General features: G+C 45.9%; 11 protein-coding genes. 8 read left to right on the forward strand and 3 right to left on the reverse strand.

Translation table 11 applies throughout. The features are described from left to right. Nucleotides 1-70 precede the first annotated feature (70 nt). The 7 genes from DWW60_RS03710 (at nucleotide 71) to hydE (ending at nucleotide 12,357) form a co-directional block, all read left to right on the forward strand. Complete coding sequence (locus DWW60_RS03710; RefSeq protein WP_147341847.1) at nucleotides 71-3,085, forward strand: bifunctional diguanylate cyclase/phosphodiesterase; 3,015 nt, start codon at nucleotides 71-73, stop codon at nucleotides 3,083-3,085. A 686-nt stretch (nucleotides 3,086-3,771) separates the two neighbouring features. Beyond that, on the forward strand, nucleotides 3,772-5,760 hold the full coding sequence (locus DWW60_RS03715) for a fibronectin type III domain-containing protein (RefSeq protein WP_117874397.1): 1,989 nt from the start codon (nucleotides 3,772-3,774) through the stop codon (nucleotides 5,758-5,760). A gap of 4 nt (nucleotides 5,761-5,764) precedes the next feature. Then, complete coding sequence (locus DWW60_RS03720; protein ID WP_117874398.1) at nucleotides 5,765-6,718, forward strand: DUF4430 domain-containing protein; 954 nt, start codon at nucleotides 5,765-5,767, stop codon at nucleotides 6,716-6,718. Between the two features lie 59 nt (nucleotides 6,719-6,777). Further along, nucleotides 6,778-7,659, forward strand: coding sequence for an energy-coupling factor transporter transmembrane component T (locus DWW60_RS03725; RefSeq protein WP_243002910.1), 882 nt, complete (start codon nucleotides 6,778-6,780; stop codon nucleotides 7,657-7,659). Between the two features lie 13 nt (nucleotides 7,660-7,672). Then, complete coding sequence (locus DWW60_RS13635) at nucleotides 7,673-10,456, forward strand: ATP-binding cassette domain-containing protein (protein ID WP_117874399.1); 2,784 nt, start codon at nucleotides 7,673-7,675, stop codon at nucleotides 10,454-10,456. A 31-nt stretch (nucleotides 10,457-10,487) separates the two neighbouring features. Then, nucleotides 10,488-11,162 (forward strand): YkgJ family cysteine cluster protein, encoded by a 675-nt coding sequence (locus tag DWW60_RS03735; protein WP_015534575.1) that lies wholly within the window; start codon nucleotides 10,488-10,490, stop codon nucleotides 11,160-11,162. A gap of 103 nt (nucleotides 11,163-11,265) precedes the next feature. Next, a complete protein-coding gene (hydE, locus tag DWW60_RS03740) occupies nucleotides 11,266-12,357 on the forward strand; it encodes a [FeFe] hydrogenase H-cluster radical SAM maturase HydE (RefSeq protein ID WP_015534576.1) in 1,092 nt (363 codons plus the stop codon). A gap of 122 nt (nucleotides 12,358-12,479) precedes the next feature. On the opposite strand, the gene DWW60_RS03745 is transcribed toward hydE, so the two are convergent. The 3 genes from DWW60_RS03745 to DWW60_RS03755 form a co-directional block, all read right to left on the reverse strand. Then, nucleotides 12,480-13,151, reverse strand: a complete 672-nt coding sequence (locus DWW60_RS03745) for a YoaK family protein (protein ID WP_015534577.1) — start codon at nucleotides 13,149-13,151, stop codon at nucleotides 12,480-12,482. An 84-nt stretch (nucleotides 13,152-13,235) separates the two neighbouring features. Further along, on the reverse strand, nucleotides 13,236-14,603 hold the full coding sequence (locus DWW60_RS03750; RefSeq protein WP_055147433.1) for a threonine/serine ThrE exporter family protein: 1,368 nt from the start codon (nucleotides 14,601-14,603) through the stop codon (nucleotides 13,236-13,238). After that, a complete protein-coding gene (locus tag DWW60_RS03755; protein ID WP_055280157.1) occupies nucleotides 14,590-15,351 on the reverse strand; it encodes a DUF4866 domain-containing protein in 762 nt (253 codons plus the stop codon). Before DWW60_RS03755 ends, DWW60_RS03750 begins: the two co-directional genes overlap by 14 nt. A gap of 203 nt (nucleotides 15,352-15,554) precedes the next feature. On the opposite strand from DWW60_RS03755, the gene DWW60_RS03760 reads away from it, so the two are divergent. Beyond that, on the forward strand, nucleotides 15,555-16,445 hold the full coding sequence (locus DWW60_RS03760) for a LysR family transcriptional regulator (protein WP_015534579.1): 891 nt from the start codon (nucleotides 15,555-15,557) through the stop codon (nucleotides 16,443-16,445).

Here is a 16,445-nt window from a genome sequence, read left to right on the forward strand (position 1 = left end):
TAAATGCTATAATGGAAACGGTTGCGTGGGAATATATGGCAGGCTGGATGCTGCTGCAAGGAGGGATCTTTTGAAAGAAGTATCACTTGATAAACAATACTACAAAGAACATATACAGAACATATTATATGATAATTATGTGAAACTGGCGCTGGTCAACATTGATACTGGGGAGTATGTGAGTGTTATCAGTGTGGACAAGAATGCAGATAATTATAAAAGTACCTCTGACGTATCTTCCTATTTTAAGGATAACAAGGGACTGGACTGCTGTCATCCTGATGAAGTCAGAGAATTTGCATATATGTGTGATATGAAGCATGTCAAAGCACTCATAGAAGCCGGAGCCAGATCCATCGTGCGTAATTTCAGGTTCAGATTGAGACTTGGCGAGGACTATGAGTGGGTATCCATGGATATAGAAGCTGAGAAAGAGCCGAGAGAGGACGGACAATGGGTTGTGTTCGGCATGAGGGCAGTCAGCCTTGACACCCTGGTGCTGGAGGATAGTCTCAGGACACTGACAAGGGTATACAGGCGTATATTCAGGATTGATGTGACGCACAATATTTGCGAGACATTGAGAGGCGGATATATAAGAAGCAGAGATGAGGTTAAGCATGACTGCCTTGGAGATTACATGAAAGACATGACTATGGGTGGTGAGATATTCCCTGACGATGTGGACAGGGTAAGAAAGTGCCTGTCTCCTGAGTTCCTCATAAAATATTTTGCAAATGGACATGACAGATTTACCATTAGATATAAGCGTAAAATGGATATGGTGTACAGATGGGTGATGACAGAGGTCATACCTACTGCTGATTATAGAGATGACAATAAGGTATTCTATCTTTATACGAGGGATATACATGAGGAGTATTCTGAGAGCATAGAGAAGCAGGAGCTGTTGGAATTTTACAGTTACAAGGATACACTCACTCGTCTCGGCAATAGAAATGCATTTAACATTCTGTGCGACGCGTATGCAGACCGAAATGATAAGCGGTCGGTCGGATTCGTATTCAACGATGTGAACAAATTGAAGTATGTGAATGATCATTATGGACATAAAGAAGGAGATCTATATCTTCAGAGGGTATCGCAGATGTTGGCACAGCATTTTGGCGAAAATGCATGTTACAGGATAAGTGGCGATGAATTTGTTGTCATCATTATGGATATTGCTGAGCAGTCGTTTAACTCAATGATCGCCAGATATAAAGAGGTAATTGATGAGCAGGAGGAGGCTCCGGTTGCGTTCGGCGCAGTCTGGAAGGCTGAGGCTGATTCCATAGACAAGATAATGAACGAAGCCGAAAGACTGATGTATGAGGATAAGAAGAGATTCTATTCGAAGCATCCTGAGGTCAAGAGGCGCGAGAGCGTGGAGAATGAGGCGAATATAGCTGTAGGAACTACAAAGGATGGAGTCCCGCATTACAGGAATCTTGGAAAGACAGACAGGATATTTGATGCCCTTGCAGCTACAACACTCAGAAATTATATATTTATGGATGATCTCGATACGAATGTTACAAAATGGTCTGCAAGTGCGGTGGATTACTTTGGGCTTCCGGGGCAATACATATATGATACACAGAAAGTGTGGGAGAAGCTTATACATCCAGATGACAGAGCAATATTTGAACAGGATATTACAGAGGTATTTGCGGGGCGCAAAAAGTATCATGATGTAGAATATAGAATGAGAAACAAAAATGGTGAATATGTGGTCTGCACCTGCAGAGGTTTCATCACCAAGAAAGAAAATGGTGATCCGGAGTTCTTTGTGGGCACTGTCATAAACCACGGTGTCATAGATGGGGTTGATCCGGTGACTAACCTGCACAATCAGCATGAGTATACCAAGTATATATCAATACATTTGAGAAACAGGCAGACGATGAGCATTCTGGCAATAGGAATATCCATGTTCAACAGTATCAATATGATGTATGGATATGCATATGGCAATGCTGTTCTTAAGGATTTTGCCACAAAGCTCAAAAATGTCGTCGGTGGAAAGGGACTCGTGTTCAGACTTGACGGTGCAAAATTTGCGATTTGTTCAAACGTGTATACCAAACAGGAACTCAAAGAGGTATACAGACATGTACAGAATCTTGCACTTGACAATGTAGGTCTGAATGGCACATCGATCCCGCTTAAATTGTATGGAGGTGGTCTGATATATGACCATGTAGGAGCAGCCGATGAGGATGTGATAAAGAGCAGTGTGGAATATGCCCTGGAGAGATCCAAGGAGGATCATCATGGTGAACTTGTATTCTTCAATGAGGAGATCAAGGACAATGATAGAATGAGACTGCAGCTGTACAGCACAATACACAAATGTGTGGCAAACAACATGGAAGGCTTTTTCATGTGCTATCAGCCTATAGCAAATTCCGAGACAGGACACATAGTAGGTATGGAGGCTCTTCTCAGATGGAAACACAAGGAATTTGGAGTGGTTCCACCGGGAATATTTATACCGTGGCTTGAGATGGAGCCGTGTTTCTTTGAACTTGGCAACTGGATAATAGAGCAGGCACTCACGGATGGTATGGAGATCCGCAAGATCAGACCTGATTTTGTGGTGAATGTCAATATATCAGCGACTCAGCTTGAGAATCATGGATTTAGGCAGGCTGTTGTGGATATATTAAAAAAGACGAAGTTCCCTCCTGAGTATTTGTGCATAGAGCTCACAGAGAGATGTAAGAATATGGATATAGCATTTCTGAAAAATGAGCTGGAATATTTCAGGAAACTTGGAATAAAGATCGCTATCGATGATTTTGGAACGGGAAATGCTACCCTAAATCTGCTCACGGAATTACCGATAGATGAGCTTAAGGTCGATATGTCATTTGTCAGGGGAATACAGGAGAGCAAGCCTAATCAGGTCCTTGTACAGGCGGTTGTGTCCTGTGCACATGAACTCGGATACAAGAGCTGCATTGAAGGTGTCGAGGACAAGGCACTGTTCGATTACCTTCATAGGTATGGTTCCACTTACTATCAGGGATATCATTTCTCCAGACCGGTTTGTCTGGAGGATTTTAAGAAGCTTTTGTGACAGACGACCCGCTTGGTAATATATACATCCGCAATCACGCTTGACTTACTGCACTTCGATTGGGTGCTATCTGCATGGTGCTCCGACCGCCAAAAGGGCGTCGGCGGATCTGCGCACCAGCAAGCACCATCGAAGCACAGACGTCTGCGCTACCGATTGTCGGATATATATATTACCAAGCGGGTCTTACGTTGTGGCCGGCTTTGAGGATTGCATTTTGAAAAAATTTAAAATTGTGTTCTTTTTGGGGGATTTTGGCTTGTTTGGGAGAAAATTGTATCTAAATGAGTTTTAAAATGGCTAAAAGATACAATTCCTGGAAATTTGTGTTATTTTAGGTGCTTTTTTGCAAAAAAGATAAAATTTTGTGCTATTTGACTTGCTTGCTTCAGGTTGACATAGAACATGGGCGTTGATAAGATTGGGGTAATTGTGACAATATAATATGTTGGGTGTATAGTCCCGGAGAATTCCGGCGAATGAGACATACCACACACATTGCGGACTGGGCGTATAAGGAAGCTTATGGTGCCTGGGAGGATGTTGTAAACGAGGTGTGCTCAGTAAGAAGAGAAGTGCGGTGAGAATCCGTCGCAACAGCCATTACTGTATGCAGAGCATAGACTCTGGCAAGTCAGATCGCTTGCTATATATCCACTCGGAATAATGTGAAAGGAGACACGATTATGAAGAGAAGAATTTTTGCTGTGTGTATGGCGATGTGCACGATGGCAATGGTTATGTTCACGGAAACAACAGGAAATGCTGTGAACGTGTATGCGGCGGCTGATGTAACGGATTCTACGATATATGCAGAGTCGGATGGTGTAACAGATTCTACGATATACACAGTGCCAGACGATATGACGAATCCAGCAGTATCTACAGCGACGAATGACGAGACGGATCCGGTGACAGGAACTGCGACAGAGGAAACTGCAGATGTGGCTATGGTTGATTACACTCAGGCCCTTGGCAATACTCTTGTATATCTGAGGAAGACTGCGGATGATCCACAGTATGAGGCTGAGTGGAATGTGATGACTCTTGCCAGATGCGGTTATGAGGATGAGGCATGGTATGGAGAATACTATGACAATATTGTGAAATATGTTCAGTCATGTGTTGAGGAGACAGGTTCTCTGAAGCTCGATAAAAAGCAGTATAAGGGTACGGATAATTCCAGGGTAATACTGGCCTTAACTGCGATTGGCGCTGATGCCACAGATGTTGGTGGATACAATCTGCTTGAGCCATTGGCCGATATGAATTATGTAACAACACAGGGAATCAATGGCCCGGTGTTTGCGTTGATTGCATTTGACACGGCAGGTTATGATATTCCGAAGCTTCCGGATGGAAGTGACGGTGTTCAGACGACAAGAGAAGGACTTGTTGAATATATCCTTGGACGGGAGCTTTCTAGTGGTGGTTGGGCATTTTCTGGTAGTAATGCTGACCCGGATATGACAGGTATGACAATTCAGGCACTTGCGCCGTATTACAAGTCTAACACAGAGGTTAAGACGGCGGTTGACAGGGCGCTTGATGTAATGTCGGGGCTGCAGAAGGCTGATGGTGGATTTGCTTCATGGGGAACTGTGAATTCTGAGAGCTGTGCGCAGGTGATATGTGGATTGCTTGATATAGGCAGGGATGCCGGAACAGATGAGGCATTTGTCAAAAATGGACATTCTGTGATGGATGCTTTGATGGAATTCTATGTTGCAAGTGCCGGTGGATTTGCGCATGCGGCAAATCAGAATGGAGAACTGGTTGTAAATGGAATGGCTTCGCAGCAGGCAGGATATGCTCTGGCTGCCTATGACAGATTCAAAAAAGGAAAGAACACACTGTATGATATGTCTGATGCAAAGTCATTATATATCCGATCCGTGGCGACAGCGGATGTGAAACTCAGCACCAGCACGTATGTGTACGACGGCAAGGCCAAGAAGCCGGGCGTGACGGTGAAGATCGGTGACAGAGAGCTTAAGAATGGTGTGGATTACACCATTTCATATCAGAACAATGTCAATATTGGCAATTCGGCAAAGGTAGTGGTGACCGGCAAGGGAATATTCAAGGGCTCAGCCAGCAAGACATTTGTCATAAAGATGGCTGCGCCGGCTAAGACGAGTGTGTCGGCGGGTAATGGAGCAGCAGGCATAACAGTAAAGTGGAAGAAAGCGGCACGGGCTGACAGATATGTGGTGCTCAGAAAGGTTGGAAATGCAAAGAATTGGACGACTGTGGCCACCACAAAATCTCTGAGCTACACTGACCGGAAGGTCGCAAATGGCAAGAAATATATCTATGCAGTTAAGCCTGTTGGAAGTGGCGGGGAGGCTGCGTATACGACCCAGACAATATACAGGGTCAATCAGGAAAAGATAACAAAGATAAAGTCAACGGTGAAGAAAAAGTGCACTGTGACTTATAAAAAAAATGCGAGTGCTTCGGGTTACAGGGTGATGTATTCCACGGATAAGACATTTAAAAAGAATGTCAAGGTGTACAGGGCATCGGTAAACAAGAAGACAAATGTGACGTTGAGCGGACTCAAGGCGGGAAAGCGGTATTATGTCAGAGTTCAGGGATTCAAGAAGGTTGGAAAGACTTATTATTACGGAGCGTGGAGCAAGAGTGTAAACGTTGTGATCCGAAAGAAGTAGGTATATGGATAAGATCAAAGAATTTGTAAAGAAATATAAGAAACATATAGGCGGAGCTGTGGTTGTTCTGCTGATCCTGGTGTGGGCTTTCTGGTACGGAGGAAATGCGCCGGGGGCCAGAGGTTTCAAGCTGGAAAAGACCGAAGAGGGAGTCACAACTGAAGCTGTAGGCGGTGCGGAACTGACGGAGACAACGAAGAGTGCGACAGAGGAAAATACTGATGCAGGGAATGACAAGAAAAAGAAATCAGACAGTTCTGTAACCGATACCTCCTCAGGAACTCATTCGGATTCTGATACATCGGAAAAAGAATATCAGACTTCCGATGAGAGCACATCGGAGAATGTGACGGAACGAAATACTGAGACAACCACGGAGAAGAAGACGGAGGCTACTACAAAGAAGAATACCACCACGGAGTCTCAAAAAACAACTGAGAAGAAACCGGGGACCACGACGACTACGGAAAAGCGGAAACCGGATAAGACAACTGCTGATTCTTCTGCCACGACAAAGGCAACTACAGAGAATACAACTGAAGCGCCGAAGAAAACCTACAGCTGCACTATATCAATAGGATGTTCCACAATATTTGACAATCTGGAACTGCTAAGACCGGAGAAAAAGGACTATGTACCTGATGATGGTGTCATTCTGGGAACTGTGACTGCCACATTTGAGGAGGGGGACACAGTATTCGAAGTGCTTAAGTCGGTGTGCAGGGATTATGGTATACAGCTTGAATATTCATGGACGCCTATGTATGGAAGTTATTATATAGAAGGAATTCACAATCTGTATGAATTTGACTGTGGTGATGGCTCAGGCTGGATGTACTCGGTAAATGGCTGGTTCCCGAATTATGGCTGTTCAAGCTATGAACTCAAGCAGGGAGATGTGATAAAATGGCTCTATACATGTGACCTGGGAGCAGATGTTGGATCCGAGATGCATTGACAGATTCGTTGAGACATGGGTACTGGACATAGTGATTGATAGGAGATAAAAATATAATTGTGAAAAGACAGGATTCATTTTCCACATATCACCCTATAGTCAATCTGGTATACTTTATATTCACTATAGGATATGCCCTGGCATTTACCCATCCGGTTTGCCTGGGCATGTCTTTTATAGGGGCATTTGTGTATTCGGTATTGCTTAGGGGATATGATGGCTTCAGGACTAATATAAAATATATGATCCCGCTTATATTGCTGACGGCGCTCATCAACCCGGCGTTCAGCCATCAGGGAGTGACGATACTCACATATTTTCCGTCTGGAAATCCGTTGACATTGGAGTCTATAATGTATGGAATCATGGCTGCGTTTATGCTGGTGACAGTGATATGCTGGTTTTCGTGCTTTAACTGCGTTATATCATCGGACAAGATGGTGTATCTGTTCGGCAAGGCGGCGCCAGTGTTGTCTCTGATACTTTCCATGACACTGAGGTTTATTCCGGACATAGCAGGACAGTTTGGAAAGGTGTACAGAGCTCAGAGGGCATCTGGATACAAACCAAAAGGTTCGTATTTTGTGAGAATTAGAACGGGCTGCCATGTGTCTTCTGCCGTTGTAACCTGGGCTCTTGAACGGGCGCTTGTCACTGCAGACAGTATGAGATCAAGGGGATATGGACTTTCCGGAAGATCTGCATATTCACTGTATAGATTTAGAAAAAGTGATACTAAAGCGCTTGCATTTATACTTGTGTGTGGATTGTATGTGCTGGCCGGCAGTGTGTGCGGAGGATTTGCGTTCTGGTATTATCCGTCTATAAGAGGAAGTATAAGTGGTACACTTACTGTAAGTATGTATGTAGTGTATGTATGTCTTATATGTGTTCCAATATATATGCAGGCAAAAGAAAATTTTAAGATTCGCAAAATGTGACAAAGGAGAAGCGGTGAATATATTAGATATAAAAGAACTGACATTTGCATATCCCGATAGCAATGATGATTCGGGCGAGAGATATTTGCCTGATGCATTGAAAAATGTGACACTATCAGTGGGGCAGGGGGAATTCGTGGTCATATTGGGAAGTTCCGGATGTGGAAAGACCACACTTCTTAGGCAGTTGAAGACAAGTATCGCTCCTCACGGAAGATCGTCCGGGAAGATAGAGTTCAAAGGAAGAAGCCTGGAGGAGATGGATGACCGGACATCAGCAAGGCAGATCGGATTTGTACAGCAGGATGTCGATGCACAGCTTGTCACTGATAAAGTGTGGCATGAGCTGGCATTTGGATTGGAGAGTCTGGGATACGATAATGGATATATCAGACGACGCGTTGCGGAGATGTGTTCATTCTTCGGGTTATCCGGGATATTCCACAGGCGTGTCGCAGAGCTGTCTGGCGGACAGAAGCAGATGGTGAATCTTGCGTCGGTCATGGCTCTGTCTCCGGAGGTGCTGATACTGGATGAACCAACCAGCCAGCTCGATCCGATAGCTGCGAATGAATTCATAGCATGTCTTGTGAGAATCAACAGGGAGCTTGGCACGACCATCATCATGACTGAGCATAGGCTGGAGGAGGTGCTTCCGGTGTGCAGCAGAGCGGTGGTCATGGATGAAGGCACAGTGCTGTGTCAGGGAACTGTCAAGGAGGTAGCTGCCACCCTGAAAAATGAAGGACAGAGGTTAAAGGAAAAAGGTATAAACAGAAATGGATTGTATCTCTCCATGCCGGCGGCTGTCCAGGTGTATCTGGGGCTTGATGGCTCGGATGAATCTCCGGTGACCGTAGCGGAGGGGCGAAACTGGTTGTCACAGTTTGACAGTAAGTACAGGGAATCGGGGCATGAGGTTGCGCCTGGGTATGTGCTGGTGGATGAAGGGGATGCCAGGGAGGCAGATGGTCAGAAAACTGACCATGGTGCTGTAGAAACTACAAGAAAAATTGCGAATCGTCAGGACAAGTCCTGGGCAGTCAGGATAGATGAGGTTCACTTCAGATACGACAAGGGTTCGCAGGAAGTACTTCGCGGTCTGGATCTTGACATATACGATAATGAGATACTTATGATAAATGGAAGCAACGGATGCGGTAAGTCGACGTTGCTCTCCCTGATAGCGGGGGTAAATAAGCCGTACCGTGGAAGAATAAAGATAAAACAGGGTAAAAGTGTGGGCATGCTCCCACAGAACCCGGAGCTTCTTTTCACAAGACGTTCTGTACGGGAAGAACTGGTGGACGCAAGTGACAGAAAAAAGTTGGTGGACACAGTGAGGTTCTGTAAGCTGGAGCATTTGATGGACAGACATCCTTACGATCTGTCAGGAGGAGAGAAGCAGAGGCTGGCACTTGCAAAGGTACTTCTGTATGATCCTGATATTCTGCTCATGGATGAGCCGACAAAGGGGCTTGATAATGGGTTCAAGGCAGAACTCAAGTGTATGCTCAGAGATCTGCAGCGACATGGCAAGACCATAGTGGTGGTGAGTCATGATGTGGAATTCTGCGCTGTGGCGGGAGACCGCATAGCGCTGCTGTTCGATGGCGAGCTTGCCACAGTGAACGGTGTACAGGAATATCTGGCGGGCAACAATTTCTTCACCACTGCGGCGGCAAGGATCTCCCAGGGAATACTTCATGGTGCTGTTACTGTTTTTGATATATTGAAGGCATATGGAGTCAGGGAGTCGAGGACGGTATGTGGAGACGGAAACAGGATCGACGATGATGCTATAATAAAGGACATAACTTTGACGAAGGAGCGCGAAGCTGATCCCCTGAAATGGTGGCAGATACTCACGATATCTGTCACGTCGGTGATCATCATATTCTGCTTTTGGCAGACCATGGCCCAGTCCAATCTGGCAGATCTTGTGCAGAGAGGGATGACCATCACGTCAAAGGGATGGAAATATCTGGCTATGTATGGAGTGATGATATGTGCCATAGCGGGGCTGCTCCTTGCTATAAGGCCTGTCACCAGAAAGAAGAACGAGGATATCGTCATGGAAGCTGCCGGTCACAGATCCGTCAGGAGAACGATATTCAGCATAGCGGCTATGCTCGTTGTGATTCCACTTACGATATGGTTTGGATGCGAGAGACTTGGAGACAAAAAATATTATTTTATATCTCTGCTGATTATAATAGAGGCAATGATCCCGTTCTTCGTATCATTTGAGGGAAGAAAGCCCAAGGTAAGGGATATAGTCATATTGGCGGTTATGTGTGCTCTGGCCGTCACGGGCAGGGCGGCATTCTTCATGCTCCCGAACTTCAGCCCGACCATGGCCATAGTGATCATATCCGGAGTGGCATTTGGCTGCGAAGGAGGATTTGTGGTCGGCGCAATGTCCATGTTCGTGTCTAATTTCCTGATGGGGCAGGGTCCGTGGACTCCATGGCAGATGTTTGCCATGGGACTGGTGGGGTTCTTGGCGGGACTCTTCTTCTCCAAAAGCGGAGTGCGGACAAAGAACACGACAAAGCTTGGACTGTGCATATTCGGTGCACTTATCTGTATCCTGATATACGGCGGAATAATGAATCCGGCGTCGGTGATAATCTGGCAGCCGGCTGTGAACAGGAGCATGATCATAGCGTCATATGTGACGGGATTCCCATTTGACGTGGTGCATGGAACTGCAACGGTGATATTCCTGTGGCTGTTGGCAAGACCATTTCTTGAGAAGCTTGACAGGGTGCGGATCAAGTATGGTGTTCTGTAGACAAATAATAAAATGATTGAGGATTACTGCTATGATAAGAAATGAGAAACTGGAAGATATCTCAGATGGAAGATTATACGATGCAAATGATATGGTGAAGGCGTACTGCGATGAGTGCAAGGGGTGCCATGCCTGCTGCACAGGGATGGGGAGTTCCATCATCCTTGATCCACTGGACGTGATGAGACTTTGTAAGGAGACCGGAAAGAACTTTACACAGCTGCTTGAAAAGGAGCTTGAGGTCAATGTGGTGGATGGTCTGGTGCTTCCAAATATAAGGATGACGGCGGATAAGTGCCCATTCTTAAACGATGAGGGCAGATGCAGCATCCATAGCGCGAGACCTGGCTTTTGCAGACTCTTTCCACTTGGCAGATATTACACCGATGACGGATTCAGATACATCCTGCAGATACATGAGTGTGAGCGCGCGGGCAGGACTAAGGTCAAGGTGTCGAAATGGATAGATACAGAGGACTTGCCGCGGTACACGAAATATATAAATGACTGGCACAAGTTCCAGAAGGACATGCAGAGAAACTTGATCGAGTATATGCGCGCTGGCGAGGATGAGACAGCGAGAAATCAGACCATGCTGGTGCTGCAGGTTATGTATGTGGGAATGTATGATGCGGAGAAGGATTTCTATGATCAGTTTGATGCCAGACTTGCGCACATTAGGAGTCTGCTGTGTATGACGGAGTAGAAAGGGATGGAATGGAGTATCTGGATGTAACTTTGTTTACCTTGTATCGGAAGTCACTTGATCATACAGAGTTATAAATGTAAAAACAGGGTATAGAGTTTATATGGGAAAAGTTAGAGATATCATAGATAAGACATTTGAATATGGACAGGGCAGAGGTGAACTGCCGGGAGTCAATGAGCTGGGTGAAGCTATAAGAATTTTGTCGGATTCAGAGAACCCTCAGAGCTCTCAGGATGATCTCTCTGACTTTGAGTATCTCAGAAGGAAGGCTTACGATCTGGCTCATCAGAGTTTTGGCAACAGGATATATATAAGAGGACTTATCGAGTTTACGAACATTTGCAAGAATGATTGCTACTACTGCGGTATCAGGAAGAGCAACAGCCATGTGGACAGATATCGTCTGACAATGGATCAGATTCTGGCTTGTGCCGATGAGGGATATGTGTTGGGATTTCGCACATTTGTGCTTCAGGGAGGCGAGGACGGAGGCTTTTCGGATGAGGCTATAGCTGACATAGTGAGGTGCATCAAGGAGAGATATCCGGACTGTGCTGTCACGCTGTCATTTGGCGAGCATCCATATGAGACTTACAGGCTGTGGCGGATGGCCGGGGCGGACAGATATCTTCTGAGACATGAGACCGCGGACAGGGTGCATTATGAAAGATTACACCCGGATTCGATGAGCTATGACAACAGAGTCAGATGTCTGTATAATCTTAAAAGTCTTGGGTATCAGGTGGGAAGCGGATTCATGGTGGGATCGCCGTATCAGACGCCGGTGAATCTGGCCGAGGATCTGCATTTCCTTGCGAAGCTGCAACCACAGATGATAGGAATCGGGCCGTATGTTCCTCACAAGGAGACGCCATTTGCGAAGATGAAGCAGGGAACGGTCAGGCAGACGTTGGTGATGATAAGCCTGCTGAGACTGATGTTCCCGAAGGCACTCATACCATCCACCACATCTCTCGGAACGATAGCGGCGGATGGCAGGGAGCGTGGGTTTATGCACGGTGCGAATGTGGTCATGCCGAATCTGTCTCCTGTGTCTGTCCGAAAGAAATACGAGCTCTACGACAACAAGATATGCACGGGGGAGGAATCAGCTCAGTGCCGCGGCTGCCTTGACAGGCGCGCAGAGGCGTTCGGATTCCAGGTAGTTGTCGATAGAGGAGATCCCTTATGATGTCTGGAAGCGCACTGATGTGCGCGTAGGTCATCAAGCAAAGCTTGACGATATATCACGCAGACGCCGCGCGAAGCGCCTTTTCATGCGTCTGCTCCTTGAGGACTCGCGTAAGCTCATTTTTACTCTCTCTCTTCCTTGATGAACATGAACAGAAAGCTCACGAACAGCAGACAGCAGGAGAACCAGATGGTCCTCATATCAAATATACGGATGAAGTGACCGCCCACAGCGGCACCGATTCCGAATAGCAGGATGATCGCCCAGTAGCATAGGGATTTGAACAGTGTGTTCCTGTCCTTTGTTCTGAAGTATGCACACAGGGCATCTGTGCCGCTTCGGATATTTCCAATGCACATGGTGCTGGCAAATGCGTAGCCGTTGACCTTCCTGAATGCCTGAACCTGCATGGCACATGAAAATGAAACCATGGCATTTGCGAGAAGATTGAGTTTTATGGGAAGAAATCCCACGATAAGAAGCAGAAAAATCTCACACAATACAACGATCTGTCTCCAGTGAAACTGCTGCATATTCTGAAATTTCTGTTTTATACACTCGGCAGCAGCAATTCCAAGCGCAAAAAATAATAGAGGAACGGCATAGTGTACACACATTCTCCAGTTTCGGTCTACAAGATTCTGACCGAGAAGAACTATGTTGCCTGTCTGTGCATTTGCAAATACCTTTCCTCTGAATATATAGGTATATGCATCCTGCAGACCTCCTGATACTGACAGGAAGGCCGCAGTGATGAAAGATTCTGACATTTGTCTATGTGGATAAAACTTCATGGTTCATATACTCCTTGGTTGTAGATTTGACATTCAGGCGCTGATCCCATCTGGGGGACGGAGGTGCCTGTCCCCATTTGGGGATCAGGTGCAGTACCTGAAGGTTTTGTCCGTCAGGATCCTTGCAAATATCAGTCCAAGTGGCAGGGCTATGATGATCATGATGGCAGCTGCAAACCAGGACACGGCATCGGAAAGTGACATGATTCCAAAGTTGTATATTGCACGATAAAGATAAAGCCCTGGAACCATGATGACTATGGATGGGACTGTCAGAGAGATTCGCGGATAACCGTTGGTGCTTTTGATGAATGAAGCGAGCAGTCCGGCCGTGAGGGCTCCGGCAAATGCGGCGGCAGCTGCAGGGATGCCGGCAAGATCTACCAGTTCAAGACGGAGAGTGTTGGCTATGGCACCGATGGCAGCGGCTGTGGCGGCCATGTGTATGGAGCTGTTGAACATGATGGAGAATCCGAACACACCACAGAAGCTGGCAATCAATCTGAATACCAGATGAAGTCCTGGTGTTATGTCGAGTGCTACAAAATCCTGTGGGTGAAGCTTCAGCAGAAGCGCCATGATCCATGCGAACATCGTTGCCACAAGCACAATGATGATCGAGTATGTAAGCCTCTCAAGTCCTGATCTCAGATCCAGCTTTGAAAGGTCTATGCCGCTGGTGATGAATGGAAAACCCGGTATGATGAACAGCATTGAGCAGATATATCCGGCTTCGTGGAAGGCGGGTATATGGAATGCCAGTTCAGCGGCCTTTAGCAGCAGTGCGTACACAAGACAAGCGGCTGACACGGATACCGCTATGTTCATATATAAAGTAAAATGGTGTTTGATAAGCTTTGTCCTTATGAGGTTTCCAATTCCAGCTGCGACAAATGCCAGCATCATTTCTACAGGCCCGCCGCCTAGAAGAAATGTGAAGGCACAGCAAGCGAGGGCAGAGGCAAGTCCGAGACGGAGAGGAGAGTACAAGGTATGTATTTTTTCTATCTCATCAAGTCTCTGATGGATTTCCTCACCGGTCAGATGCGCCTCTTCATTTGGAAAATTGTCAACAAACTGCTCCATTCTGTAGAGTTTTGAGGTGTTCACGCCTGTATTGGCGATGCACAGGGACTGTGATACACAGTCGTGACCGTCAAAACAGTTGAATTCTATGGACATGAGTCCGACATCGACGGTACATGTGACACCCAGTTCTTTGGAAAGCCTGTTCATGGAAGTACGGACACGCCATGCACCTGTTCCGCATGAGAGCATGATAAGACCGACTCTGCCTATGACAGAAGCCTTTTCAATCAGACCTGCCTTGCATATGAGTACATTGCTGTCGGCACTGGCGTAGTCATGCCATGGGATCTCCATGTGATTTTTCTCCATAATGTCTATGTACGATTCTGCATTTGCGTTTTTTGCATTCTTACTTTTCCGCATATATGATCGCCTCGGCTTTCGCAACGTGTCTTTCCAGATTCTTCATGAGCAGTGAATCCGGCAGGAATATTCCAAGCTCGTCATATCGCATGCCTTGTTTGTCCAAAGTATCCTGACCGTAGAATACAAATGCCATGGGAAGATTCTTCTCCAGTTCAACCATGATGTCCCACACAGCACAGTATGCCTCAGCTTCGGTTTCCTTGAGCTTTACCGTGTCCGGCAGCTCTCTGATGAGCAGGACTCCAGTGCACTCCTCAAGGATCTTCTGTCCGACTTCCATATTGTCAGAAGTGTATTCATGGCTGTATCTGTACGCCTTTGCAAGATACATATTCTCGTTGTGTGTCATATGTGTGTATATATCGTGAAAGTGCTGATAATCCTTTTCTCTTACAGAGTTTCTGAATTCAGGCAGAAGTTCGCCGTGCTCACCGGTCATGATGACAGGATTGGTCTTGCCATCGGCGTTGAAGCGATATGGGATGAGGTAGGAATTCCTTAGCAGATCGAACATGGTATTGTTGCAGATGGACATGAGGAATGCCGACATATCTCTGTCCAGATAAGCTGAGAGCAGTGATTTTGTAAATTCTTCCGGTGAAAGATTGCAGTCGAAGTCATCATTGCAGAACAGGTAATTACAGAATGTGTCCATGAGCTTTTCACATGCCCAGGGATCCCTGAGGATTTTTTCAAATAATATTTCTGATTTTTCTTCCCTTGGGAAAATGGTCTTTTCTTCCATAGATATGCGCATCCTTTCATATGATAAATGCTGTCTTGTCATTTAAATCTGGTTAGATTATACTATTGGAGTAGCAATAAGTGAAAATCATAATTGATATGGCAGTGATAACAAAATGATATGTCGGGGATGCTGCATGGAAAATAATTTTAAGAAAGGGAGTATAGCAGACATGTAATATAGTCTGTGGCTAACAATAGATTATGAACGTTAATTTCGAGTATTATAAGATATTTTATTATGTTGCGAGATATCATAACTTTACCAAAGCCGCAAAGGTTCTTGGAAACAGTCAGCCAAATGTGACCAGGGCGATGAACTGCCTGGAGCAGCAGCTTGGAAGGATACTATTTGTCAGGACAAACAGGGGTGTACAGCTCACAAGAGACGGGGAACAGCTCTATTCATATGTGGAGGCTGCAATGTCACAGCTTCTGACGGCGGAGGATGAGCTGGCAGATGGTGAGAATCTCACTCACGGAAGTATAACGATAGGTGTCAGTGAGACGGCGTTAAATATATATCTGTTGGACAGACTGCGGGCATTTCACATGGCGTATCCGGGTATAAATCTCAAGATATACAACCATTCTACACCTCAGGCTGTGGATGAAGTGAAGAATGGAAGTATAGACTTTGCAGTAGTTACAACTCCGGCTGATGTGGAGGCTCCTCTCAAGAAGATCGTGCTGCAGTCATATCGTGAGATACTTATCGGCGGAACGACATTTTCTTCACTTAAAAAGCAAAAACTGTCCATTGCGGAGATGAGGAACTATCCTATGATCTGTCTAGGCAGGGAGACTATGACATTCAGATTCTACGACAGAATATTCAGGGAGCATGGCGTGGAGCTTGCGCCGGACACAGAGGCGGCCACCACGGATCAGATACTGCCACTTGTGAAGTGTGAGCTTGGACTTGCATTTATACCGGAACTGATGGCGAGGGAGGCAGTAAAGAACAAAGAGGTTGTAAAGCTTTCACTTGAGGAAAAGCTTCCGGACAGGAATGTATGTCTTGTGTATGACTGCCTGCACCCGCTGAATGAGGCAGCAAAGCAGTTCAAGAAAATAATAGTAGAAAGCAGGTGA

It is taken from the genome of Coprococcus sp. AF16-22 (assembly GCF_003461545.1).
Lineage (GTDB): Bacteria > Bacillota > Clostridia > Lachnospirales > Lachnospiraceae > Coprococcus > Coprococcus aceti.

Excerpts from the sequence above, each read along its gene's own strand:
- DWW60_RS03715 (WP_117874397.1), top strand. The coding sequence starts at position 3,772 with ATGAAGAGAAGAATTTTTGCTGTGTGTATGGCGATGTGCACGATGGCA.
- DWW60_RS03745 (WP_015534577.1), bottom strand. The coding sequence starts at position 13,151 with ATGAAGTTTTATCCACATAGACAAATGTCAGAATCTTTCATCACTGCG.
- DWW60_RS03755 (WP_055280157.1), bottom strand. The coding sequence starts at position 15,351 with ATGGAAGAAAAGACCATTTTCCCAAGGGAAGAAAAATCAGAAATATTA.
- DWW60_RS03720 (WP_117874398.1), top strand. The coding sequence starts at position 5,765 with ATGGATAAGATCAAAGAATTTGTAAAGAAATATAAGAAACATATAGGC.
- hydE (WP_015534576.1), top strand. The coding sequence starts at position 11,266 with ATGGGAAAAGTTAGAGATATCATAGATAAGACATTTGAATATGGACAG.
- DWW60_RS03735 (WP_015534575.1), top strand. The coding sequence starts at position 10,488 with ATGATAAGAAATGAGAAACTGGAAGATATCTCAGATGGAAGATTATAC.
- DWW60_RS03750 (WP_055147433.1), bottom strand. The coding sequence starts at position 14,603 with ATGCGGAAAAGTAAGAATGCAAAAAACGCAAATGCAGAATCGTACATA.
- DWW60_RS03760 (WP_015534579.1), top strand. The coding sequence starts at position 15,555 with ATGAACGTTAATTTCGAGTATTATAAGATATTTTATTATGTTGCGAGA.